Source organism: Alloyangia pacifica, assembly GCF_900116195.1.
GTDB classification, from domain to species: Bacteria; Pseudomonadota; Alphaproteobacteria; order Rhodobacterales; family Rhodobacteraceae; genus Salipiger; species Salipiger pacificus.
This window is the reverse complement of the sequence record NZ_FOZW01000004.1, coordinates 43,041-65,479: the sequence shown is the minus strand read 5'-3', so window position 1 is coordinate 65,479 and position 22,439 is coordinate 43,041. Positions and strand designations below refer to the sequence as shown.

Sequence of the window (22,439 nt, the reverse complement as noted above, 5' to 3'; positions counted from 1 at the left end):
GCGCGGCCTGCGTCAAGGCGCGGCATGTCACGGAGGCGCGCGTGCCACAACAGGATGTGCGCCGACGGTCAGTCGGATGAAGGGCGCTCGCATGTCAGGGGGAGTTTGGAGCGGGCGGCGGGAATCGAACCCGCGTCATTAGCTTGGAAGGCTAAGGTCTTACCACTACACAACGCCCGCGTAGTGGCGGGAGAGATATTGCAACCGATCGGCCCGGTCAACCGCCCCCACGCGGGTTTTGCGGGATGCCGCCACGTTTTTTGAGGTGATCCAAGTCGCCTGCTCCGGCGTAAACGAAGGGTAAGGCACCAAGGGACCAACCATGCAGACGCTCTCTCTCTACGCCATCACGGCCGCGCTGTTTCTCGGGCTCGACATGCTCGGGCTGCGCTTTCTCATCCGCCCAGTCTTCGAGCGGCACGTGGGGCACCTGCTGGCCGAGCCGCTGCGGCTCGGACCGGCGGCGGGCTTCTATCTCGCCTACGTCGTGGGTGTGCTGGTCTTCGTCTCGCTGCCCGCCCTGCGCGAGGGTTCAGCGCTGCAGGCGCTGTGGATGGGCGCCTTGCTGGGCCTCATGTGCTACGGCACATATGAGATGACCAATTTCGCCACACTCGCCGACTGGAGCTGGGAACAGGTGATCGCCGATTGCCTTTGGGGCGCGGTGCTGACCGGAGTTTCGGCTTGGGCAGGTGTGGCTGCGGTGCTGGCCCTGTTTCCGAAGCCCGCCTGAGGACCATTCCTGAGACATCCGCGTGAGCACCCCTCCCCCGCGACAGGGCCGGGAGACGGGTGCTCAGCCCGCAAGCCGCGCCGTAAGGCGCAGCGCGACCGGATAGGGCAAAAGCCGCAGCAACTTCAGCGCGTAGGTGAAGCGCTTGGGGAAATGGATTTCGAAGGCGTGTCCGGCCATGCCTTTCGCGATATCACGTGCCGCCTGCTCGGGCTCTATCATCGCCGGCATCTTGAAGTCGTTCTTGTCGGTCAACCGGGTCTGCACGAAGCCCGGGCAGACCAACCGCACATCGACCTTCGGCGCCAGTTCGACCCGCAATGTCTCGGCCAGATTGATGATCGCGGCCTTCGTGGCCGAATAGGCCTGTCCCTTCGGCAGGCCAACGTAGCCAGCGACCGAACCGAAGAGCACCAGCTGACCGCCCTCGCGCAGAAGCTTCGGCGCACGCTGTGCCACCAACAGCGTTCCGGTGACGTTCACCTGCACCAGAGCGGCGGTTTTCTCGGGGTCCAGATCGACGACCCGCGCGGGATCATAAAGCGCGGCGGTGCAGACCATCGCGTCGAGTGACCCGCCATCCGCGATGCGCCGCGCGGCGGCTTCCAGCGTCTCGCGCTCGGCAAGATCGAGCGGAATGACCTCTGCCCCCGGACAATCACCGGCAAGTTTCGAGAGCGCCTGCGCGTCGCGCGCCGAGAGCACCAGGCGCGCGCCCTGCCCCGAAAGCTCGCGCGCGAGCGCCGCGCCGATGCCCGAGCTGGCGCCGATAATCCAGATGCGTTTGCCGTCGAAGCTCATCGCGCGCCCCGGATCAGATACGGAACAACGGCTGCAGAAGCCGCGGGATCATCGCCCGGAAGCGCAGCGGCGCATCGGTGGCGGCAAGACAGATGCAGGGCTCCGCGTCGCCGGCCATGGGCTGGTGGTCGACGTCGTCATGCGCCACCTCCACGTCGCCGACACCGAACTGCCCCTCACAATCCGAGAAGCTGCCCTGCAGCACCAGTGTGAGTTCGAGCCCGCCGTGGCTGTGCTCGGGCACGGCCCGGCCCCGCGGGATGTAGAGCAGGCGCAGCGACCCCTCGCCGTCGGCGCTGAGGATTTGCTGGCGGATGCCGCCGCCGAGCATCTTCCAACGGGGCGGCTGACCGCTCAGCGCCTCCATCACCGGGGCCGGGAAGATACCCGAGCCGCGCTGCTGCGGCGGCGCCGGCGGCGCGCTGTCGAGCGCGGCGAAAAGCCGGTCGCGCGCGCCCTCGGAAACGGTCGCGGGGGACAGCTCGGACAGCAGCGCGCCACCAAGCACAGATTCGGCTTCCACCGCGGCGCGGCAGGCATCGCAGAGCGACACATGCGCCGCGATCACCACCGCAAAAGGCTGCGGCAGCGTTCCGGCGGCATAGGCGCGAAGCATCTCCTCGGGGATATGATGGGTGATCTTGCTCATTGCGGTCTCAGGTCTGTCAGGTCGCGCCGCAGGCGGTCGAGCCCGAGGCGGATACGGGATTTGATCGTGCCCAGCGGCAAGCCGGTGATCCGGCTGATCTCGCTGTGGGGCAGCTCTTCCATGTAGGCGTGGCGCAGCGCTTCGATCTGCTCGGGCCGAAGCTTCTGCAGTGCCTCGCGCAGCTGTGCCGCCTCTTGCTCCATCGCCAGAATCTGCGGCGCATCGGGCTCCGAACTTTCCGGCTCCTGAACCAGTTCCGGCTCAGGCAGCGGTTTGCGGCGATAAAGATCGATCTGGCGGTTCCGCGCGATCCGGTAGATCCAGGCCGAGGCCTCGGCCCGGTGCGGATCGAACTGCGCGGCCTTGTTCCAGACCGACAGCATCACGTCCTGAACGACGTCCTCGGCGCTGCCGTCCCGCAGCCCGCCCCTCAGGAGCATGGCCTTGAGGCGCGGCGCGAAGAAGTCGAACAGCCGCCCGAATGCCTCGCGGTCGCGCCGGTCGCGCACGGCGAGGAGCCACTGCGTCTGTTCGGTTCGTTCGGCAGGCGTCACGCATCTGTCCTTTCTCTTGCGCGGCAGTCTTACCACGGAAACGGGGCCCGCAGCTTCCGGCTGGAAGGCATCGAGCGCTTCGGGCGTGGTGAGGCGACCATCAAGAGACATGTAGGGGTTACGCCGCCCAAGACGAAAAGGATCACTTGCGAGCGGAATTTTTTTCAAGGCCCCGGTGCTGGACATGTAAGGGCACGGCCCTTCCGGGGCGCGAAAACCACCAGCGGTGCACACCTCAAGAAATTTCCCCTCGCCGCAATGCTTTGGTGATCCACTTGGGATCCGGATGCGTATCGGTATCAAGTGCAGTTTTTCTCGGCGGAGGTTCGCGTGGCCCTAGACCTGTCTTTTGGAGTTCCCCAGCGCGTCGCGGTGATCGGCGGCGGCATCTCGGGACTCGCCACCGCGTGGCTGCTCTCGCAGCGCTGCCGCGTCACGCTCTACGAGGCCGCCCCGCGCCTCGGCGGCCATGCCCGCACGGTGGTGGCCGGGCGCTACGGCGATCAGCCGGTGGACACCGGCTTTATCGTGTTCAACTACGCCAACTACCCGCATCTGACTGCGCTCTTCCGCGATCTCGACGTGCCGGTGCAGCGCAGCGACATGAGCTTCGGCGTCTCGCTCGATGGCGGACGACTGGAATACGCGCTGCGCTCGGGAAATGCGCTCTTTGGCCAACGCAGCAACCTCGCGCGGCCCGGCTTCTACACGATGATCCGCGACATCCTGCGCTTCAACCAGCAGGCCGAAGCGGTGGCAGAGGCCCGTCCCAACGCCTCGATCGGCGAGCTGGTCGAGGTGCTGGGGCTCGGCGAGGCCTTCCGCGAGCGCTATCTATACCCGATCTGCGGCGCGATCTGGTCCACGCCCTCGGCGCAGATCGGCGATTTCCCGGCGCAGGCTCTGATGCGCTTCCTGCGCAACCATGCGCTGCTCTCGGCGGGTGGCCAGCACCAGTGGTGGACCGTCTCGGGCGGCAGCCAGAGCTATGTCTCCCGCCTCGCCACCGCCCTTGAGGCCCGGCAGGTTTCGCTCCGCTCCGGCACCCCGGTGCGGCAGGTGATCCGCGACGACCGGCACGTGCAGGTGATGACCGAGGGCGAGGCGCCCGAGACCTACGATCAAGTGGTCTTTGCCTGCCACGCCGACGTCGCCCTGTCGCTGCTCGCCGCGCCCAGCGCCGCCGAGCGCCGCGCCCTCGGGTCGGTGAAGTTCCAGGACAACCACGCGGTGCTGCACCGCGACGCGCGGCTCATGCCGAACCGCCGCCGCTGCTGGAGTTCATGGGTCTTCCGCACAGAGCCCGGCGCGCCTGCCGACCTGCCAGTGGGTGTGACCTACTGGATGAACCGGCTGCAGGGCATTCCCGACAGCGACCCCATGTTCGTGACGCTCAATCCGCAGCGCGAGATCCCCGACGAGCTGATCTACGACCGGAACACCTTCCGCCACCCGGTATTCGACCTCGGCGCGATCGACGCGCAGGGAAAGATCGCAAAGCTGCAGGGGCAGAACCGCAGCTGGTACACCGGCGCCTGGCTGCGGAACGGCTTTCACGAGGATGGTTTTGCCAGCGCCGTGCGCGTCGCCCGGCAGATGCTGCCCGTGCCGGTGGCGGCATGAGCGCCAGCCTCTCGGCCCTTCTGCAAGGCGGCGAAGTCCTGCACCTGCCCGCGCGGGTCACCCATGCGCGGCGCGGAGGTATCCGCCACGCCTTTGCCTATGGCGTGGATTACCTGCTTCTGGATCCCGATCGAGCCCGTCCCCGCACCTTCTTCTCCCGCAACCGCTTCAATCTCTTTGCGCTGCATGACCGGGACCATGGCGGCCCGCGCGGCGCCGGAGACGGCGCGGCCTGGGCACGGAAAGTCTTTGCCGGTGCCGGGCTGACCGAGGTCACCGTCGCGCTGATGATCCAGCCGCGCTTTCTCGGCTACTGGTTCTGCCCGGTGTCCTTCTGGCTGGCGCTGCGCGGTGACAGGCTGCTGGCGGTGATCGCCGAGGTCAACAACACCTTCGGCCAGCGCCACAGCTACCTGTGCCATCACGCCGGCTTCGCTCCGATCGCCCCCGGGGACGAGCTGACCGCAACCAAGGCGTTCCATGTCTCGCCCTTTCAGGACATGCGCGGCACCTATCACTTCCGCTTTGCCATCAGCACCGCCGGGGCCGCCATCTCGATCCACCAGATCGACGGCAAGGAAGGGCTGATCGCCACGATGCACGGCGCTCTGGCACCGGCCACCCCGATGCGCCTGCTCGGTGCCGCCCTGAAACGCCCCGGTGGCGCGATGCGCGTGATTGTGCTCATCTACTGGAACGCGCTCCGTCTGAAACTCAAGGGGGCTGGCTACCGTCCGCTCCCCTCTCCGCCCGATCAAGAGGTCAGCCGATGATCCTGCCCGTCACCGCCCTTATGAAACGCCGCTTCCTATCGACGCTGGAGCATATCGAGCACGGGCAGCTTACGCTCATTACCCCCGAGGGCACGCGCCACCGCTTCGGCGACAATGGCCCCGAGGCCGACATGCACATTCTCGACTGGTCGATGTTGCCGGCTCTGGCGGCGCGCGGCGAGGTCGCCCTTGGCGAGACCTACGTGGCAGGCCTGTGGCACAGTTCGAGCCCCGAGCGGCTGCTGCGACTGGCGCTCGACAACCTTGATGCGGTCGAGCGCTATGTCACCCCCGGGCCCATCGCGCGGCTGAAGTTCCGGCTTATCGACCGGGTGCTGCGCGCCAACAGCCTCAGGGGCTCGTCGAAGAACATCCGCGCGCATTACGACGTCGGCAACGAGTTCTACCAGCTCTGGCTCGACCCGGGGATGACCTACTCTTCGGCGCTCTTTGCCGAGGGCGAAGGAGACGACGCCCTGCCCCACGCGCAGGACCGCAAGTACGACCGCATCCTGTCGCGATTGAACGACGCCCCCTCGGTGCTGGAGATCGGCTGCGGCTGGGGCGGGTTCGCCGAACGCGCGGCGGAACAGGGCCGCAGTGTCACCGGCATCACCCTGTCGCCCAGCCAGAAAGGCTATGCCGACGCGCGGCTCGACGGGCGGGCGGACATCCGGCTGCAGGACTATCGCGCCGTGCAGGGACGCTACGCCAATATCGTGTCGATCGAAATGATCGAGGCGGTGGGCGAACGCTACTGGCCGGTCTATTTCGCCGCGCTGAAGGACCGGCTGGCCGAGGGCGGCCGCGCCGTGCTGCAGGCGATCACCGTGCAGGACGCCGAGTTCTCGCTCTACCGCAAGCGCACCGATTTCATCCGGCAGCACACCTTCCCGGGCGGCATGCTGCCCTGCAACGCGGTGCTGGCGCGCGAGGCGCAAAAGGCCGGGCTGGTGCTGCGCGAGAGTTTCGCCTTCGGACAGGACTACGCGCGCACCTGCCGCATCTGGTGCGATGGGCTGCTGCACCAGCGCAAGCGGATCGAGACCCTCGGCTACGGCGAGAGCTTCCTGCGCAGCTGGCAGTTCTATCTCGACGCCTGCGCCGCGACCTTCGCCAGTGGCCGCACCGACGTGGTGCAGGTCGAGCTGCGCCACGCCGGCGAGGTCTGAACGCACCACCGCGCCACGGTTTTTCCCCGCAAGAAGCCCCATTTTCGCCCCACTCCGGCGCTAGGGCTTGCGGGGACGGGCGCAGGACGTGCCCCGGGTCCCATGCCTTTCGAGGAGCCTGACATGTTGCGCAAGATCGGACTTTCCCTGCTCTGCCTGGCCGGCACTGCCGCGCCGCTCGCCGCTGCCGAGCAGGAGGTGATGCTGATGGGTCTGGGGTACTTCCCCGACGAGGTCTACGTCTCGGTCGGCGACGTGATCAACTTCGTGAACGATTCCACCGTGCCCATGTCGGCCACCGCCATCGATGCCAGCTGGGACAGCGGCGTGCTGCAGCCCGGCGAGACTTACGCACTGGAGGTGACCGAGGGCATGCAGGGCGCGTTTGGCGATACCTATGCTGCTGATAGCACCGCGGCGGGCATCATCGACTACGTGAACCCTGCGCCGCTGGAACTCGATAACAACTTCTGATCCCGCTCAGATCGGTTCGATCAGCTCCGGCCCCTCGGCGCGGTTGGAGTTCACCTTCGGATCGACCCGGTGCAGGACCAGCGCGCCTTCGGGCGCGGGCTGCATGAGCGCGGCCGCCCCGCGACCCTCCTCACCCAGCCAGAGCCCCCAGTCCTTCTGCTGCAGGATCACCGGCATGCGGTGATGCACGTGGGACATCTCCTCGCTGGCACCGGTAGTGACGATGGCGCAGGTGCGGAAAGCTTCCCCCTCGCGCTCCCAGTCCTGCCAGATCCCGGCCATGGCCAGCACCTCGCCCTCCGCCGGCGCGATGTACCACGGCAGGCGCTTGCCGTCCTCGGTCTTGGTCCATTCGTAGAACCCGCTCGCCGGGATCAGGCAGCGGCGCTCGCGGCAGGCGGCGCGGAAGGCGGGTTTCTCGGCGATGGTCTCGGCACGGGCGTTGATCAGCAGCGGGCCGTCGTTCGGGGCCTTGTACCACTGCGGGATGAAGCCCCAGCGCATCGACACCAGCAGCCGCGTGCCGTCTTCCGAGCGGATCACATGCACGTCGTTGGTCGGGCAGACGTTGTAGTTCGGGACATGCGGCAAATCGTTGCCGGGCATGGCCTCGAAGATCTTGGCCATGGCATCATCGGGAAGGGTGACCGCGAAACGTCCGCACATAGCATTCAGAGTAGCGCGGCGCGCGGCGCGCGCCAGCCCCTCAGATCTCGCGCCATTCACCCGGCGGGATGCCGTCGAGCGTCCATGTCCCCACCGCCCAGCGGACCAGCCGCAGGCAGGGCAGCCCCACGTGCGCCGTCATCCGCCGCACCTGCCGGTTGCGGCCCTCGGTGATCTTCAGCTCGATCCACGCATCCGGCACGGACTTGCGAAAGCGCACCGGAGGGGTGCGCGGCCAGAGTTCGGGCTCGGGGATCAGCCGCGCCTGCGCCGGGCGGGTCATGCCGTCTTTCAGTTCGACGCCCTTGCGCAGCTGCGCGAGCTGCGCGTCGGTCGGACTACCCTCGACCTGCACGAGATAGGTCTTCGGCTGTTTGAACTTCGGGCTTGAAATGCGCGCCTGCAGCTTGCCGTCGTCGGTGAGCACAAGCAGCCCCTCGCTGTCGCGGTCAAGCCGCCCCGCCGGGTAGACGCCCGGCACCTTCACGTAGCTCGACAGCGTCTCGCGCGGGCTGCCCTCGGTGCCCTTGTCGGTGAACTGCGACAGCACGTTGAACGGCTTGTTGAGAAGGATCACGCGGGCCATCTCATGCCTCCCTGCGCGCGGCGAAGAAATCCTTGAGCAGTGCCTCGGCCTCGGGCGCGGCGAGCCCGTCGTAGACCTCGGGCACGTGGTGGCACTGCGGATGCGCGTAGACCCGCGCCCCCTGCGCCACGCCGCCGGACTTGGGGTCCGACGCGCCGTAGTAAAGCCGCCGGATGCGGGCGAAGGAGATCGCCGCGGCGCACATCGGGCACGGCTCCAGCGTCACGTAGAGGTCATGCTCGGGCAGCCGCTCGGACCCGAGCGCGGCACAGGCGGCGCGCAGAGCGAGCACCTCGGCGTGGGCGGTGGGATCGTTCAGCTCGCGCGTGCGGTTGCCGGCGGAGGCGAGCACCTCGCCCGCGGGCGAGACGATGACGGCGCCCACCGGCACCTCGCCGCGGGCGGCGGCGGCGCGCGCCTCGGCCAGCGCCTGATCCATGTGAGAGCGAAACTTCATGCCCGCGGGCTTAGCGCGAAGCGCGGCGCTTGGCGAGTCGGCTTCCCCCGGCCCTGCCGATGCAGTATGGCAACAGGCATGAGCAAACCCCCGTCGCGCCCCGCCAAACCCTCCGGCCCCAAGTCCCGTGCAAGCACGGGTCCGAAGGCTGGCCCCAAAGCTGGTTTCAAGTCCGGACCGAAGCCCGGTTTCAAGGGCGGGCCGAAGGCCGAGAGTGCTGGAGGCGCGCGTGGTGCGAAGCCCGAGGGCAAGCCATTTGGCAGGTCCGCAGGCAAGCCCGAGGGCAAGCCGTTTGGCAAACCTGCCGGCAAACCCGAAGGCAAGCCGTTCGGAAAACCTTCGGCAAAACCCAAAGGCCGCGGGATCGTCCATGACGAGGCGGAGCACGCCAGCGCCCCGCGCGGCGGCTTCAAGCCCGGTGGCAAGCCGGGCGGCAGACCCGGCCCCCGCGGCGCCAAGCCCGGACCGAAGCCCGCGCCCGAACCGCGCCCCACGGGCACGCCGATCGCCACCGAGGACGGGCGCATTGCCAAGGTGCTGGCCCGCGCCGGTGTCGCCAGCCGCCGCGAGGCGGAGAAGATGATCGAGGAAGGCCGCATCGCGGTGAACGGCAAGGTGATCGAGAGCCCCGCGCTCAACGTCACCGCCAAGGACCGGATCACCGTCGACGGCGTGCCGCTGGCACCGCCCGAGGCACCGCGTATCTGGCTCTATCACAAACCCGTCGGCCTGGTGACCACCACCAGCGACGAGAAGGGCCGCGAGACGATCTTCGACAAGCTGCCCGAGGAGCTGCCACGGGTGATGAGCATCGGCCGACTCGACCTCAACTCCGAGGGACTGCTGCTGCTGACCAACGACGGCGGCATCAAGCGCAAGCTCGAGCTGCCCTCGACCGGCTGGCTGCGCAAGTACCGCGTGCGGGTGAACGGATCGCCCACCGAGGACATGCTCAAGCCGCTGCGCGCGGGTATCATGGTCGATGGCCAGAAGTTCCAGCCGATGGAGGTCACCCTCGACCGCCAGCAAGGCGCCAACGCTTGGCTTACCGTCGGGCTGCGCGAGGGCAAGAACCGCGAGATCCGCCGTGCCATGGCCGATATTGGCCTGACCGTGAACCGGCTGATCCGCGTCTCCTACGGACCGTTCCAGCTGGGCGAGCTGAAGGAAGGCGAGGTGCAGGAGCTGCGCCCCAAGGTTGTGCGCGACCAGCTCGGCCTCGAAGGCGCGAAGCCCGACAAGCCTGCCCCGACGCGAAGCCGGCGCGGTGCACCGCCCAAGAAGCGGAAGTGACCGAGGCAAAGACGGCCGCGCGCGGGCAATACCGCCCAAGAGCGGCCAAATTTGACTTAACGCGCCGTTAACGCTCAAGAAGTTTTCACGGATTGGGCCGGAAGGCGCCCTCATTTCGCCCGGATTGAGCGACAATCATCGCAGCATGAGCACGCTTCTCGCCTTGACCATCCTTGCCGCGACCTCGGCCCTCGTTCTGGGGAATATCCGCATCGTGGCGTCGGACACCTTTCGCGCGCTGGCCAATGCCACCTCGCGCGCCCGCGCCAGCGGTACGCTCGGCCCGAAGCTGGCCTTCGCCGGGCTCTGGCTGCTGATCTTCCTGCTGGGTTACTTCTGACCCGGCCCCGCCCGATACCCTCCGGCCTTCCGGCCACCGCAACACGGAACTGACCATGGGAAAGACACGACCGTCTCGCAGGCAGCCCCCCGCGTCCGGCCCGCTGGAGTCCGGCATCGGCATCCTGCTTCTCGCGGCCTTTCCGTTGCTCCTGCTGCTGTTCCAGGGTCCGGCATCCACCGCCTTTACCGCCGTTCTGATGCTGGTGATCTTCGCCACCGCGTTGCGGCTGATCCACCGCGGCGCGGCGATCGCCGCCGCCTATGAGGCCGCCGAGACCGCCAAAGCCCCCCGCCTGCCCCGCAAGATGATCGGCTCCGCCCTGCTCGGCTTGCTGGTGATGATTCTCGCCGGGCATCATTTCGTCTCGCTGGCGATCCCGTCGGCGCTCGGCTTGCTCGGCTTCGGTCTCGGTGTCGCGGCCTTCGGCAGAGATCCGCTCACCAACAAGGAGGGCGCCCCCGACGAGGAACTGCGCCACCTGCGCACCCAAGAGACGCTGGACCGGATCGACGCGGCCATCGCCACTGCGGTTGCCGATGTCTCTGCACTCGGCGACGCCGAGCTCAGCCGCCGCGCCGAGGCCCTGCAGAGCGGCGTCATGGGGCTGCTTCACACGATTTCGCAGGATCCGCTTGCCGCCCGCCGCCTTCGCAAGCCCGTTGCGCGCTTCCTCGAGCTCCTTGGCAAGGAAAATGCCCGGCTGATCGAGGCCTGGGGCAGCGACGACCGGCTCAAGGCCCGGCGCCGCTACCTGACCCGGCTGACCGCGCTTGGCGAGGCCTTCGAAGACCGGTTGCGCAAGGCGGGCACCGAACAGGGGCGCGACGCCTACGATGTCGAAGCTGACCTGCTGTGGAACCGGATGGTCGACAAGCAGGTGGCCTGAGGCTTCGGTCCCGGAACTCCCCCCTAGCAAGTGCCCTGCGAAGCGCTTAGGTTCTTGTTGAACCGAGAGAGCTTGCGGGGATCATCATGACCGACAAGGGCTTGCGTAAGGTGGCCTATGTGCTGCTGATCGTGCTCCTCTTCGGAGTCACTTCCGGCTGGCTGGGAGGGCTCTGATCTTGGCACAGCGCTATGGCGGCAAGTACAGCCCTGACGGGTCTTCCAAGGATGCCGACACGCAAGACGAGCGTCCGCTCTACCATGGCGCGCGTGTCGACCCGGTCGGGGCCCGTTCGAACGTGCTGTTTGCCCCGCCGATCGTTCTTGCCGCCACCTCGCTGACCTCCGGGGCCGCCGGGCTCGCCATCGGGCTGGTCGGTGCCGGGGTGCTGCTTCTGGGCGCATGGCTGCTGCGTGACGGGCTGCGCGCGCAAGCGGCTTACGACGAGCGCAAGATCGCCCGTCGCCCCGCCATTCCACGCAAGTTCTTTGCCGCGGTCTGTGCCGGAGTCGGCGTTGCGCTCGCCGCCTTCAAGAGCGATCCCGGCATGATCGCCCCGGTGCTCTACGGACTGTCGGCCTTTGCGCTTCACATCGGAGCCTTCGGGATCGATCCGCTGAAACACAAAGGCATGGAAGGGATCGACACCTTCCAGCAAGATCGCGTCGCCAAGGTCGTGGACGAGGCAGAGACCTATCTCAACGCCATGGAAGACGCGGTGCGCCGCGCCGGCGACCGGCAGGTCGAGACACGGGTTCAGCGCTTCCACGCCAAGGCCAAGGACCTTATCCGCACCGTCGAGGAAGACCCGCGCGACCTGACCGCGGCGCGCAAGTACCTCGGGGTCTACCTGATGGGCGCGCGCGATGCGGCGGTGAAATTCGCCGACATCTACAGCCGTACGCAGGACCGCGGGGCGAAATCCGATTTCATGATGCTGCTGACCGACCTCGAAGAGAGTTTCGGCCAGAAGAATCAGAAGCTTCTGCTCGACAACAATGCTGACCTGACGGTGGAAATCGACGTGCTGCGCGACAGGTTGCAGCGCGAAGGCGTGCGGCTGACAGAGCCTGAATGAGAGACAGTCACGGAGGAAGTCCGATGTCCGAGAACGTGAGAACCAAGGCCCAGCAGGAGCTGGCACTGGTGGAAGAGGTGAATGCTGTGATCCTGCCCGACCCCAAGCCCGCGGACGACGTGGAGACCTTTGACGCCGCCTCGCCCGAGGTGACCGAGGAAATCCGCGCGCGCATGGATGAGATCGACATGGAGGACACCCAGTCGATCGTGTCCTTCGGCTCGGCCGCGCAGGCCGAGTTGCAGGAGATCAGCCAGGCAATGCTCGCCGACGTGCGCAACAAAGACGTCGGCCCCGCAGGCGACAGCCTGCGCGACATCGTCACCACCATCCGCGGGTTTTCGGTCTCGGAGCTGGACGTCCGCCGCAAGCGGAGCTGGTGGGAGAAGCTGATCGGCAAGGCCGCTCCCATGGCCAAGTTCACTGCCCGCTACGAGGAGGTGCAGACGCAGATCGACAACATCACCGACAATCTGCAGAAGCACGAGCACACGCTGCTCAAGGACATCAAGTCGCTCGATCTGCTCTACATCAAGACGCTGAGCTTCTACGACGAGCTGGCGCTCTACATCGCCGCCGGCGAGAAGAAGATCGCCGAGCTCGACGCCAATGACATCCCCGCCCGCGAAGCGGCGGTCGAGGCGGCCTCCGAGGACCAGAAGGTGATGCGGGCGCAGGAGCTGCGCGACCTGCGCGCCGCCCGCGATGACCTGGAACGCCGGGTGCATGACCTCAAGCTGACACGGCAGGTCACCATGCAGTCTCTGCCGTCGATCCGGCTGGTGCAGGAGAACGACAAGAGCCTCGTGACCAAGATCAACTCGACGCTGGTCAACACCGTGCCGCTCTGGGAGACCCAACTGGCGCAGGCGGTGACCATCCAGCGCTCGTCCGAGGCGGCCGCCGCCGTGCGCGACGCCAACGACCTGACCAACGAGCTGCTCACCGCCAACGCCAAGAACCTGCGCGAGAGCAATGCCGCGATCCGCACCGAGATGGAGCGCGGCGTCTTCGACATCGAGTCTGTCAAGCAGGCCAACGCCGACCTGATCGCCACGATCGAGGACAGCCTGCGCATCGCCGACGAGGGCAAGGCGCGCCGTGCCAAGGCCGAGGAAGATCTCAAGACCATGGAATCCGAGCTGCGTGACACGCTGGCGTCGGCCAAGGCGCGGTCCACCGGAACCGGCGACAACGCGGCCACCTCGGTTCCCGCGGGGTCATGATCACATGCGGAGTTGGGGTCGCCTCGTACTGGGCATCTTGGTTTGCGCGGGCCTCGCGGCCTGCGACAGTTCCGCCCTTGCTCCGCGCAGCACCGGCGTGCTGCCGCAGTCCCGCCCCTCGGGTCTGAGGCCGCCTGAACCGGCCAAGAACACGGTGCCGCGCCAGTCTCTCGCCAGCTACGACCTCGGCGTCTATTACGCACGGGTGCAGGCCGACCTGCTGTCGCAGGGGCTGTTGCGCACCGACGGCGGCGGCCCGGACACACCGATCACCGACACCATGCTGGTGCGCAACTTCGAGCGCATCGCCCTCGCCGAGGAATACGCCCGCGGCGAGGGGCTGAAACCTTCTCGCGGCGAGCTTGGCCGGGTGAAGAAATGGGAAAAACCGGTGCGCGTCGCGGTCGAATTCGGTGCCCATGTGCCCGAGAACCAGCGGGTCACCGACAGCAACATGCTGGGCTCCTACGTCGGTCGCCTCGCCCGGATCACGGGACATCCGATATCCATGTCCACCGGCCGGCCGAACTTCCACGTGCTGTTCATGTCCGAGGACGACAAGGCGACCATAGCCCCGCGCATCAAGCAACTGGTGCCGGACGTAAACCCCACCGCGCTTGCGGTCTTCGACAACCTCCCGCGGGAGATTCACTGCCTCGTCATCGCCTTCTCGGAAGAGCCGGGAGGCTATGCCTACGGGCAGGCGATCGCGGTGATCCGCTCGGAGCACCCAGACCTTCTGCGCCGTTCCTGCGTGCACGAGGAAGTGGCGCAGGGCCTCGGGCTGGGCAACGACAGCCCGCAGGCCCGGCCGTCGATCTTCAACGATGATGACGAGTTCGCTTTGCTCACCAGCATGGACGAGATGCTGCTGAAAATCCTCTACGACCCCCAGCTCAAGCCCGGCATGGACGACGCCGCCGCAAGACCGATCGTGGCGGGGCTTGCCGCACAGATGACCGGCGGCCTCGGACCGAGCTGAGCACCCCCTCATGGGGGCGGACCAACACAGGAGACGATCATGGGAATTCTGGATTTCCTCTCGGGACAGTTCATCGACGTCATCCACTGGACGGATGACACCCGCGACACGATGGTCTGGCGCTTCGAGCGCGAGGGGCACGAGATCAAGTACGGCGCCAAGCTCACCGTGCGCGAAGGGCAGGCGGCGGTCTTCGTCCATGAGGGGCAGATCGCCGATGTCTTCACCCCCGGTCTCTACATGCTCGAGACCAACAACATGCCGATCATGACCACGCTGCAGCACTGGGATCACGGCTTCCGCTCGCCCTTCAAGTCCGAGGTCTACTTCGTCAATACGACGCGGTTCAACGGACTGAAGTGGGGCACCAAGAACCCGATCATCTGCCGCGACCCCGAGTTCGGCCCGGTGCGGCTGCGCGCCTATGGCACCTATTCGGTGCGCGTGTCGGACCCGGCGAAGTTCCTCGTCGAGATCGTCGGCACGGATGGCGAGTTCACCTCGGGCGAGATCAGCTTCCAGATCCGCAACATCATCGTGCAGGAGTTCTCGCGCCTCATCGCCTCCTCGGGCATCCCGGTGCTCGACATGGCGGCCAACACCCAGGAGCTGGGCCAGATGCTGTCAAAGGGCATCTCGTCGACCATCGCCGAATACGGTCTGACCTTGCCCGAGCTCTACATCGAGAACATCTCGCTGCCCGACGCGGTGGAGAAGGCGCTCGACAAGCGCACCTCGATGGGGGTGGTCGGCGATCTCGACGCCTACACCCGCTTCCAGGCGGCCGAGGCGCTGGGGGCCGAGGGATCGGCCGCCGGGCAGGCCATGGGCACCGGTTTCGGCGCGGGCATGGGCATGGCCATGGGCGGCGCGATGACCGGCGCGCAGGCCGGGCCGTGGGGCGCGCGTCCGCAGCAGACAGCGGCGGCGGCACCGCCGCCTCCCCCGCCGCCGCCGGTCGAGCACGTCTGGCACGTGGCGATCAATGGCCAGACCCAAGGTCCCTTCTCGAAGGCGCGCATGGGCCGCATGGCGACCGATGGTGAGCTAACCCGCGAGAGCTACGTCTGGACACAGGGCCAGGACGGCTGGAAACGTGCCGAGGATGTCACCGAGCTGGCGCAGCTCTTCACGGTCCTGCCGCCGCCTCCGCCGGGCGCATAACCGGAACAAAGGAGGCGGGCATCACCGCCTCCGGCTGCATCTCGGTGTCCGTCCGGCCCAGCAACGCCGGGGCAAGACAGGCATCCCCCGGGAAACTGACCGCATCGTCGCGCGTCGCCGGGAAGGGCCGCGAGGGCGTCACCTGCGAGGCGGTCACCAGTTGTCCATTCAGGCACAAGTCCTGCGCCGCGTTGCCGATGTTGAAGCCGAAGCCTTCGCGCCCGCAGTCATTGCCGAAACCGTTCATGTTCCAGGCCTGCGGCATCGGGCTTTCCTCGCCGAAAACCTCGAAGGCATCCTGTTTCGGGCGGAAGGTCAGCGACCAGCTGGTCTCGTCGGTCTTCATACCGAGCGCCCAGCGGCCGATCGGCTTGTCCTCGTGGTAGCCTTCGACGACGAAGCACTCGACGTCCTCGGCATAGACGTAGTCGCGCTCGGCCAGCGCCGCGTCGATGGCGATTGCCCCGCGCATCTCGTAGCCGCCGTTGCCCTGCCATTCGAAGCGCCATGCGAGATCGGCCGCTTGTACCGCGCCCGCCCCGACCGCCAGCGCCAGCCCGGCCATGACCGCGCCCCTCGTCCAACCCGACATGTGTTTCCCCACTATCCCCGTTCTGGCGACAGCCTAGAGGCAACGGCGCGGAATGCAAAAGTGGAGGATGTGAACTTCTCGTGTGCAGGGCGCTGCGACACGCACGCAGCCCGACGGCGGCGCATGCCTCGGATGCCCCGCGCCTGCGACCGGGAGGCAGAGGCTCGGGGCCGACGCAAAACCGGTTTCCTCTCCCGCGCGTCCCGCCTAGGGTGGCCCTGCCGGAAAAAGGCGGTTCTGGAGGATCTTCGGGCATGAACGAAACCCACCGTTTTCCCTGCGAGCAATGCGGCGCCGACTACCGCTTCGACCCTGCCGCCAACGAGCTGGTCTGCGATCACTGCGGGCACAGCCAGCCGGTCGAATCCGCCGGCCCCTGGGAAAGCGACATCCGAGAGCTCGACTTCCGCGCCGCCATGGAGAACCTGCTGCCGCTGCAGGAGATGGAGGACCTGCGGGTCACCAAGTGCCCCAACTGCGGCGCCGAGGTGGAATTCGATCCCGATTCCCATGCCACCGAATGCCCCTTCTGCGCCACACCCGTGGTCGCCGACACCGGCACCAACCGCCAGATCAAACCCAAGGGCGTGCTGCCTTTCGCGCTCGACGAGAAGACCGCGCACAAGGCGATGAACGACTGGCTCGGGCGGCTCTGGTTCGCGCCCAACGGGCTGAAGGAATATGCGCGCAAGGGCCGCAAGATGCAGGGCATCTACGTGCCCTACTGGACCTTCGACGCCAAGACCCGCAGCGAGTACAGCGGCGCGCGCGGCATCGTCTACTACGAGACCCATACCGTCATGCGCGACGGCAAACGCCAGCAGGTTCAGGTGCCCAAGGTGCGCTGGACCCCGGTGCGCGGGCGCGTCGCGCGCTTCTTCGACGACGTGCTGGTGCTGGCCTCCAAGTCGCTGCCGAAGCGTTTCACCGACGCGCTGGAGCCGTGGGATCTGAGCCGGCTGGAGCCCTACCGCCCCGAGTTCCTCGCCGGTTTCCGGGCCGAGGGCTACCAGGTCGATCTGGACGCCGGCTTCGTCGAGGCGCGGCACATCATGGACCGGCAGATCACCCGCGACATCAAGTTCGACATCGGCGGCGACCAGCAGCGGATCACAGCGGTGGACACGCAGGTCTCGGAAGTCACCTTCAAGCACGTGCTGTTGCCGGTCTGGCTGGCGGCCTACAAGTTCCGCGGCCAGACCTACCGCTTCGTGGTCAACGGCACCACCGGGCGGGTGCAGGGCGAGCGGCCGTGGTCCGCTTGGAAGATCGCCGTTGCGATCATCCTCGGCACCATCGCCGCGGCGCTGATCGGCTACATGCTGTCGCAGTCGCAGGGCGGTGGCGGCTTCACGGTGCCCATTGGCTATTGAGCGCCCCCTGCCCGGCGGGCTAGGTATAGCGCTAACGCATCTCGAGGGAAGAGGGAGCGAGAGATGATCCTGTGCTGCGGTGAATCGCTGATCGACATGCTGCCCCGGACAAGCACCGGCGGCGAACCCGCCTTTGCCCCGGTGGCCGGCGGCGCGGTGTTCAACACCGCCATTGCCCTTGGCAGATTGGGAGCACCGGCGGGCTATTTCGGCGGGCTGTCGACCGATCTCTTCGGCACGATCCTCGCCGATGCGCTGACCGCCTCGCAGGTCGCTTTCACGGCTGCCCCCCGCTCGGACCGCCCCACCACGCTGGCCTTCGTGACGCTGGTGGACGGGCACGCGCGCTATGCGTTCTACGACGAGAACACCGCCGGACGGATGCTGGCGGAGGCCGACCTGCCCGCGCTCGGCGACGAGACGACGGCGCTGTTCTTCGGTGGCATCAGCCTTGTCGTGGAGCCCTGCGGCGACACCTATGCGGCACTCTGCGCGCAGGCGGGCGAACGGGTGGTGATGCTCGACCCCAACATCCGCCCCGGTTTCATCAGGGACGAGGCGCGCTACCGCGCCCGGCTCGCAACCATGCTGGCGCGGGCCGACATCGTGAAGATCTCGGACGAGGATATGGCCTGGCTTGGCACCACGCCCGAGGCGCTGCTCGACGGCGGCACGGCGCTGGTGCTGGAGACCCGCGGCGCCGAGGGGGCGCTGGCCGTCACCGCCCGCGGTCGGATCGAGGTGCCAGCGACTCGCGCCGAGGTGGTGGACACCGTGGGCGCGGGTGACACGTTCAACGCCGGGCTGCTGGCAGGGCTGGCGCGCGACGGGCTGCTGACCCGCGCCGCGCTGCGCGAGACCGACATGGAGGCGCTGCGCCCCGCGGTCGCCCTGGGCGCGCAGGCGGCGGCGGTGACCGTAAGCCGCGCCGGCGCAAACCCGCCCTGGCTGCGCGAGCTGGAGGCGAGCGCATGAGGGCGCTGATCCAGCGCGTATCGGAGGCCAGCGTGACGGTCGAAGGCGCGGTGATCGGCGAGATCGGCCCGGGTCTGATGATCCTGATCTGCGCGATGCAGGGCGACACCGAGGCGCAGGCCGACAAGCTCGCCGCCAAGATCGCCAAGCTGCGCATCTTCCGCGACGACGAGGGGCGGATGAACCGCTCGGTTCTCGACACCGGGGGCGCGGCGCTCGTGATCAGCCAGTTCACCCTTGCCGCGGACACCCAGCGCGGCAACCGCCCCGGGTTTTCCACCGCCGCCGCCCCGGCGGACGGCGAGCGGCTCTACGAGTATTTCGCCGGACGCATCGCCGCGCAGGGCATCGCCACCGCCACCGGCCGCTTTGGTGCCGACATGAAGGTGGCACTGATCAACGACGGTCCGGTGACGATCTGGATGGACAGCGAGGGCTGAGGGTCGCGCACCTGGCCCATGCGGGCAGCATTGCGCGCCGGCAGTGCGCGCCGGCAGTGCCATCCAAATAATAGCCTGATTGGGGCGGGTCAGCTCATCAGCGCCGAGATGAGCGGCATCTCGTGCGGCGCGTCACAGAGCGTCATCAGCAGATCGGAGAGTTCGGGCTCGTCCACCCGCTTCGCCGCCGCCTTCGGGGTGAACCACTTGCGCTTGCGCTGCTTGCGCTCTTTCCAGTCGCGCGAGAGCTTTTCGACGATCATCGGATAGACGCGGACGCGGCAGCGCAGTTCGGCGCCATCCTCGAGGCGCTTGGGATAGTGGTAGATGCCGATCTCCTTGCGGCCCACGTGCCCCTTGGCGCCGGCCTCTTCCAGCGCCTCGATCTCGGCAGCGGCCCAGGGTTTCTTGCCGTCCATCTCCCAGCCCTTGGGCATCACCCAGCGCCCGGTATCGCGCGATGTCACCATGAGCACCCGGAGTTTTCCAGTCTTGTCCCATTGCATGGGAAGGGCAGCGATTTGCTCACCGAGTGAGGGCATTCAATAGGATACCTGTTGGGAAACCCGAGCCTGCTACATGTGAAATGTAACCCGGATGTGACAACAGGCAATGAACCGCAGCAAAACGAAAAGGGCGGCCCATGAGCCGCCCTTGCGCGAGAGGTCGGTGACCTTCAGCTGTCGTCTTCGGATTCGGCCACCATGCGCGCGTCCTCGCGCAGTTCGAGCCACATCGCGTTCATCACCGCGAAGAGCGCCGCCAGCGGCAGGCCGAGGATCCAGGCGAAATACCACATCAGTTCTCTCCTTATCTCAGTAGGCGCTGTGCGAGCTGGTCACGTCTTCCTCGGTGACCTTGCCCCAGAGCACTTTGTAGACCCAGGCCGTGTAGGCCAGGATGATCGGCATGAAGATCACCGCTGCCACCAGCATCACGAAAAGTGTCAGGTGCGAGGACGAGCTGTCCCAGACGGTGAGCGAGCTGCGCGGATCGACGGTCGAGGGCAGGATGAAGGGGAACATGGTCAGCCCGACGCTGGAGATGACCCCGAGGATCGCCAGTTTCGACCAGAGGAAGGTCGAGACCTCGAAGCCCTCGCGCAGGCCGCGCACGGCCATGAACATGCCGGCGAAGCCGAGGATCGGCGCGATCAGGATCCACGGGCGCTCGGTATAGGCGATCAGCCAAGAGCCCTCGTGCGCCACCTCCTTGAAGAGCGGGTTGGAGGGGCCGTCCTTGACGATCTCCGAGGTGATGTGGAAGCCGTCGATGCCGAAGGCCAGCCACAGCCCCGCCAGCGCATACCCCCCGGCGGCGACCATGCCGGCGACGGTGCCGATGCGCTGCGCGCGGAAGGCGACCATGCCCTTGGTCTTCACCGACAGCCATGCCGCGCCGTGCATGATCAGCATCGACAGCGACACCACCCCGCAGAGCAGCGCGAAGGGGCGCAGCAGCCCGAGGAACTTTCCATAGAAGCTGCCGTCATACATCGGCATCAGGTCCTCGGTCAGATGGAAGGGCACGCCCAGAAGCACGTTGCCCACCGCCACGCCAAAGAGCAGCGCCGGTGCCGCACCGCCGACAAAGAGCGCCCAGTCCCAGCTGCTCCGCCACTTGGCGCTCTCGCGCTTGGAGCGGTATTTGAAGCCCACCGGGCGCAGGATCAGCGCCGCGAGGATGGCGAACATCGCGAGGTAGAAGCCCGAGAAGCTGACCGCGTAGAGCGGCGGCCATGCGGCGAAGATCGCGCCGCCGCCGAGGATGAACCAGACCTGGTTGCCCTCCCAGACCGGACCGATGGTGTTGATGACCACGCGGCGCTCGACATCGGTCTGCCCGACGAAGGGCAGAAGCGCGCCGACCCCCATGTCGAAACCGTCGGTGAGGGCAAAGCCGATCAGCAGCACGCCGAGCAGCGCCCACCAGATCAGGCGGAGGACTTCGAAACTGATAAGATCATGCAAAATCATGACGGTTACTCCGCAGGCACATCGGCAAAGGGACCCTTGCCGTCATGGGTGCGCAGCCGGTGCTCGTGCCGCTGCATCCATTTCTCGGTTTCCTCGACATCCTCCTGCGGGCCCTTGCGGATGTATTTCAGCATCAGGCCCATCTCGACGATGAAGAGCACGGTGTAGAAAATCGCGAAGCCCGCAAGGGTGAACAGCAGATCGCCGACGCTCAGGTGCGAGGCCGAGAGGGCCGTCGGCAGGATGCCGTCCACCGTCCAGGGTTGGCGGCCGAACTCGGCGACGATCCAGCCCATCTCGGCGGCGATCCAGGGCAGCGGGATCCAGGCGACGGCCAGCATCAGCGCCCAGCGTGGGTAGGCCCCGCGCCGGAAGTTGCTGAGCACGAAGAAGAGCCCGGTGAGCGCGATGAACGAGAAGCCGAGCGCGACCATGATGCGGAACGACCAGAACAGCGGCGCAACGCCCGGAATGGTGTCATCGGCGGCCATCTTGATCTGCTCTTCGGTCGCCTCGCGCGGGTCATCCACGTAGCGCTTCAGCAGCAGCGCGTAGCCAAGGTCAGCCGAATGCTGTTCGAAGCTCGCGCGCACCTCCGCAGGGGTGGCGTCACGCTCGGCCCGGATGGTCATCAGCTCGTCATAGGCGATGATGCCCGAGCGGATGCGCGCCTCGGATTCCTCGACCAGCTCGCTGATGCCGGGGATTTCCTGGGTCAGCGAGCGCGTCCCGATCAGCCCCATGACCCAGGGGATATGCACCGCGTAATGGGTCTCGCGCGCTTCCTGGTCGGGAAAACCGATCAGGGTGAAATGCGCGGGCGCGGGTTCGGTCTCCCACATCGCCTCGATGGCGGCGAGCTTCATCTTCTGGGTGTGGCTGGCCGAATAGCCCGACTCGTCGCCAAGCACGACGACGGACAGCGAGGCGGCGAGGCCGAAGGAGGCGGCGACCGAGATCGACCGGCGCGCCAGCTCCACGTGGCGGCCCTTCAGCATGTACCATGCCGAGACGCCAAGCACGAAGATCGAGGCGGTGATGTAGCCCGCCGAGACGGTGTGCACGAATTTCGCCTGCGCGACCTCGTTGAAGACCACCTCGAAGAAGTTGGTCATCTCCATGCGCATGGTCTCGGGGTTGAACTCGGCGCCGACCGGATTGACCATCCAGCCGTTGGCGATGAGGATCCACAGCGCCGAGAAGTTCGAGCCGATCGCCACCAACCAGGCGACGATGCAATGCGCCACGCGCGAGAGCCTGTCCCAGCCGAAGAAGAACAGGCCGACGAAGGTCGCCTCGAGGAAGAATGCCATCAGCCCCTCGACCGCCAGCGGCGCGCCGAAGATGTCGCCGACGTAGTGGCTGTAATAGCTCCAGTTCATGCCGAACTGGAATTCCATGGTGATCCCCGTGGCCACGCCGAGAACGAAGTTGATCCCGAACAGCGTACCCCAGAATTTCGTCATCTGTCGCCAGATCGGGCGCCCGGTCATCACGTAGACCGTCTCCATGATCGCCACGAGGATCGAAAGACCCAGCGTCAGCGGCACGAAGAGGAAGTGATACAGCGCCGTCATCGCAAACTGCAAACGCGACAGCTCGACAACATCGAGCTCCATGTCA

26 protein-coding genes and 1 tRNA gene are annotated in these 22,439 nt (G+C 66.9%); 15 read left to right on the top strand and 12 right to left on the bottom strand.

Annotation, left to right across the window (positions count from 1 at the left end):
- Positions 1–106: 106 nt before the first annotated feature.
- Positions 107–180, bottom strand: a tRNA-Gly gene (locus BM397_RS09805).
- Positions 181–322: 142 nt separating this feature from the next.
- On the opposite strand from BM397_RS09805, the gene BM397_RS09800 reads away from it, so the two are divergent.
- Positions 323–733: a DUF2177 family protein gene (locus BM397_RS09800; protein ID WP_092423412.1), complete on the top strand. Its 411-nt coding sequence runs from the start codon at positions 323–325 to the stop codon at positions 731–733.
- Positions 734–796: 63 nt separating this feature from the next.
- Here the strand turns inward: BM397_RS09800 and BM397_RS09795 are convergent, their stop codons facing one another.
- Genes BM397_RS09795 through BM397_RS09785 form a run of 3 tightly spaced genes read right to left on the bottom strand, consistent with a single transcriptional unit; the run spans position 797 to position 2,923 of the window.
- Positions 797–1,534 carry an SDR family NAD(P)-dependent oxidoreductase gene (locus BM397_RS09795; RefSeq protein ID WP_092423410.1) on the bottom strand — a complete coding sequence of 246 codons (738 nt, stop codon included), beginning with the start codon at positions 1,532–1,534 and terminating at the stop codon, positions 797–799.
- 13 nt (positions 1,535–1,547) lie between these two features.
- On the bottom strand, positions 1,548–2,183 hold the full coding sequence (locus BM397_RS09790; RefSeq protein WP_092423408.1) for a ChrR family anti-sigma-E factor: 636 nt from the start codon (positions 2,181–2,183) through the stop codon (positions 1,548–1,550).
- On the bottom strand, positions 2,180–2,923 hold the full coding sequence (locus BM397_RS09785) for a sigma-70 family RNA polymerase sigma factor (protein ID WP_245696038.1): 744 nt from the start codon (positions 2,921–2,923) through the stop codon (positions 2,180–2,182). Before BM397_RS09785 ends, BM397_RS09790 begins: the two co-directional genes overlap by 4 nt.
- Positions 2,924–3,067: 144 nt before the next feature.
- Here BM397_RS09785 and BM397_RS09780 point away from each other — a divergent pair, with 144 nt between their 5' ends.
- The 4 genes from BM397_RS09780 to BM397_RS09765 all read left to right on the top strand — a co-directional run bounded on the left by BM397_RS09780 (position 3,068) and on the right by BM397_RS09765 (position 6,779).
- Positions 3,068–4,360 (top strand): NAD(P)/FAD-dependent oxidoreductase, encoded by a 1,293-nt coding sequence (locus tag BM397_RS09780; RefSeq protein WP_092423404.1) that lies wholly within the window; start codon positions 3,068–3,070, stop codon positions 4,358–4,360.
- Positions 4,357–5,133 carry a DUF1365 domain-containing protein gene (locus BM397_RS09775; RefSeq protein WP_092423402.1) on the top strand — a complete coding sequence of 259 codons (777 nt, stop codon included), beginning with the start codon at positions 4,357–4,359 and terminating at the stop codon, positions 5,131–5,133. Before BM397_RS09780 ends, BM397_RS09775 begins: the two co-directional genes overlap by 4 nt.
- A complete protein-coding gene (locus BM397_RS09770; protein ID WP_092424049.1) occupies positions 5,133–6,305 on the top strand; it encodes an SAM-dependent methyltransferase in 1,173 nt (390 codons plus the stop codon). The genes BM397_RS09775 and BM397_RS09770 overlap by 1 nt, the downstream gene beginning before the upstream one ends.
- 123 nt (positions 6,306–6,428) lie before the next feature.
- Positions 6,429–6,779, top strand: a complete 351-nt coding sequence (locus tag BM397_RS09765; protein WP_092423400.1) for a cupredoxin domain-containing protein — start codon at positions 6,429–6,431, stop codon at positions 6,777–6,779.
- A 6-nt stretch (positions 6,780–6,785) separates the two neighbouring features.
- On the opposite strand, the gene BM397_RS09760 is transcribed toward BM397_RS09765, so the two are convergent.
- Genes BM397_RS09760 through BM397_RS09750 form a run of 3 tightly spaced genes read right to left on the bottom strand, consistent with a single transcriptional unit; the run spans position 6,786 to position 8,488 of the window.
- A complete protein-coding gene (locus tag BM397_RS09760; RefSeq protein ID WP_092423398.1) occupies positions 6,786–7,445 on the bottom strand; it encodes an SOS response-associated peptidase in 660 nt (219 codons plus the stop codon).
- Positions 7,446–7,485: 40 nt separating this feature from the next.
- Positions 7,486–8,031 carry a pseudouridine synthase gene (locus BM397_RS09755; protein ID WP_092423396.1) on the bottom strand — a complete coding sequence of 182 codons (546 nt, stop codon included), beginning with the start codon at positions 8,029–8,031 and terminating at the stop codon, positions 7,486–7,488.
- Between the two features lies 1 nt (position 8,032).
- Positions 8,033–8,488: a nucleoside deaminase gene (locus BM397_RS09750; RefSeq protein ID WP_092423394.1), complete on the bottom strand. Its 456-nt coding sequence runs from the start codon at positions 8,486–8,488 to the stop codon at positions 8,033–8,035.
- Positions 8,489–8,566: 78 nt separating this feature from the next.
- Between BM397_RS09750 and BM397_RS09745 the strand changes: the two genes are divergently transcribed.
- The 7 genes from BM397_RS09745 (at position 8,567) to BM397_RS09715 (ending at position 15,460) form a co-directional block, all read left to right on the top strand.
- On the top strand, positions 8,567–9,781 hold the full coding sequence (locus BM397_RS09745) for a pseudouridine synthase (RefSeq protein WP_092423392.1): 1,215 nt from the start codon (positions 8,567–8,569) through the stop codon (positions 9,779–9,781).
- Between the two features lie 145 nt (positions 9,782–9,926).
- Positions 9,927–10,121 carry a hypothetical protein gene (locus BM397_RS09740; RefSeq protein WP_092424047.1) on the top strand — a complete coding sequence of 65 codons (195 nt, stop codon included), beginning with the start codon at positions 9,927–9,929 and terminating at the stop codon, positions 10,119–10,121.
- Positions 10,122–10,176: 55 nt separating this feature from the next.
- Positions 10,177–11,010 (top strand): hypothetical protein, encoded by an 834-nt coding sequence (locus BM397_RS09735; protein ID WP_092423390.1) that lies wholly within the window; start codon positions 10,177–10,179, stop codon positions 11,008–11,010.
- 178 nt (positions 11,011–11,188) lie between these two features.
- Entirely contained in the window at positions 11,189–12,088 is a 900-nt protein-coding gene (locus tag BM397_RS09730; protein ID WP_092423388.1) for a 5-bromo-4-chloroindolyl phosphate hydrolysis family protein, read from the top strand.
- 23 nt (positions 12,089–12,111) lie between these two features.
- A complete protein-coding gene (locus tag BM397_RS09725) occupies positions 12,112–13,314 on the top strand; it encodes a toxic anion resistance protein (protein WP_092423386.1) in 1,203 nt (400 codons plus the stop codon).
- 4 nt (positions 13,315–13,318) lie between these two features.
- Complete coding sequence (locus BM397_RS09720; protein WP_176806583.1) at positions 13,319–14,296, top strand: DUF2927 domain-containing protein; 978 nt, start codon at positions 13,319–13,321, stop codon at positions 14,294–14,296.
- Between the two features lie 39 nt (positions 14,297–14,335).
- The gene (locus tag BM397_RS09715; protein ID WP_092423384.1) at positions 14,336–15,460 is read left to right on the top strand and encodes an SPFH domain-containing protein; all 1,125 of its coding nucleotides are present in this window, start codon (positions 14,336–14,338) and stop codon (positions 15,458–15,460) included.
- Here the strand turns inward: BM397_RS09715 and BM397_RS09710 are convergent.
- Positions 15,426–16,052: a hypothetical protein gene (locus tag BM397_RS09710; RefSeq protein ID WP_092423382.1), complete on the bottom strand. Its 627-nt coding sequence runs from the start codon at positions 16,050–16,052 to the stop codon at positions 15,426–15,428. The two genes, BM397_RS09715 and BM397_RS09710, sit on opposite strands and share 35 nt — an antisense overlap.
- Before the next feature lie 254 nt (positions 16,053–16,306).
- Between BM397_RS09710 and BM397_RS09705 the strand changes: the two genes are divergently transcribed.
- The 3 genes from BM397_RS09705 (at position 16,307) to dtd (ending at position 18,840) form a co-directional block, all read left to right on the top strand.
- A complete protein-coding gene (locus BM397_RS09705) occupies positions 16,307–17,425 on the top strand; it encodes a TFIIB-type zinc ribbon-containing protein (protein WP_092423380.1) in 1,119 nt (372 codons plus the stop codon).
- 63 nt (positions 17,426–17,488) lie between these two features.
- Positions 17,489–18,400: a carbohydrate kinase family protein gene (locus tag BM397_RS09700; protein ID WP_092423378.1), complete on the top strand. Its 912-nt coding sequence runs from the start codon at positions 17,489–17,491 to the stop codon at positions 18,398–18,400.
- Complete coding sequence (gene dtd, locus BM397_RS09695; protein WP_092423376.1) at positions 18,397–18,840, top strand: D-aminoacyl-tRNA deacylase; 444 nt, start codon at positions 18,397–18,399, stop codon at positions 18,838–18,840. Before BM397_RS09700 ends, dtd begins: the two co-directional genes overlap by 4 nt.
- 89 nt (positions 18,841–18,929) lie before the next feature.
- Here dtd and BM397_RS09690 read toward each other — a convergent pair whose 3' ends face one another.
- The 4 genes from BM397_RS09690 to BM397_RS09675 all read right to left on the bottom strand — a co-directional run bounded on the left by BM397_RS09690 (position 18,930) and on the right by BM397_RS09675 (position 22,435).
- Positions 18,930–19,382: an NUDIX hydrolase gene (locus BM397_RS09690; RefSeq protein ID WP_092423374.1), complete on the bottom strand. Its 453-nt coding sequence runs from the start codon at positions 19,380–19,382 to the stop codon at positions 18,930–18,932.
- Positions 19,383–19,516: 134 nt separating this feature from the next.
- On the bottom strand, positions 19,517–19,639 hold the full coding sequence (cydX, locus tag BM397_RS09685) for a cytochrome bd-I oxidase subunit CydX (RefSeq protein ID WP_092423373.1): 123 nt from the start codon (positions 19,637–19,639) through the stop codon (positions 19,517–19,519).
- Between the two features lie 16 nt (positions 19,640–19,655).
- Positions 19,656–20,816, bottom strand: a complete 1,161-nt coding sequence (gene cydB, locus BM397_RS09680) for a cytochrome d ubiquinol oxidase subunit II (RefSeq protein ID WP_092423371.1) — start codon at positions 20,814–20,816, stop codon at positions 19,656–19,658.
- A gap of 5 nt (positions 20,817–20,821) precedes the next feature.
- A complete protein-coding gene (locus tag BM397_RS09675) occupies positions 20,822–22,435 on the bottom strand; it encodes a cytochrome ubiquinol oxidase subunit I (RefSeq protein WP_092423369.1) in 1,614 nt (537 codons plus the stop codon).
- Positions 22,436–22,439 lie beyond the last annotated feature (4 nt).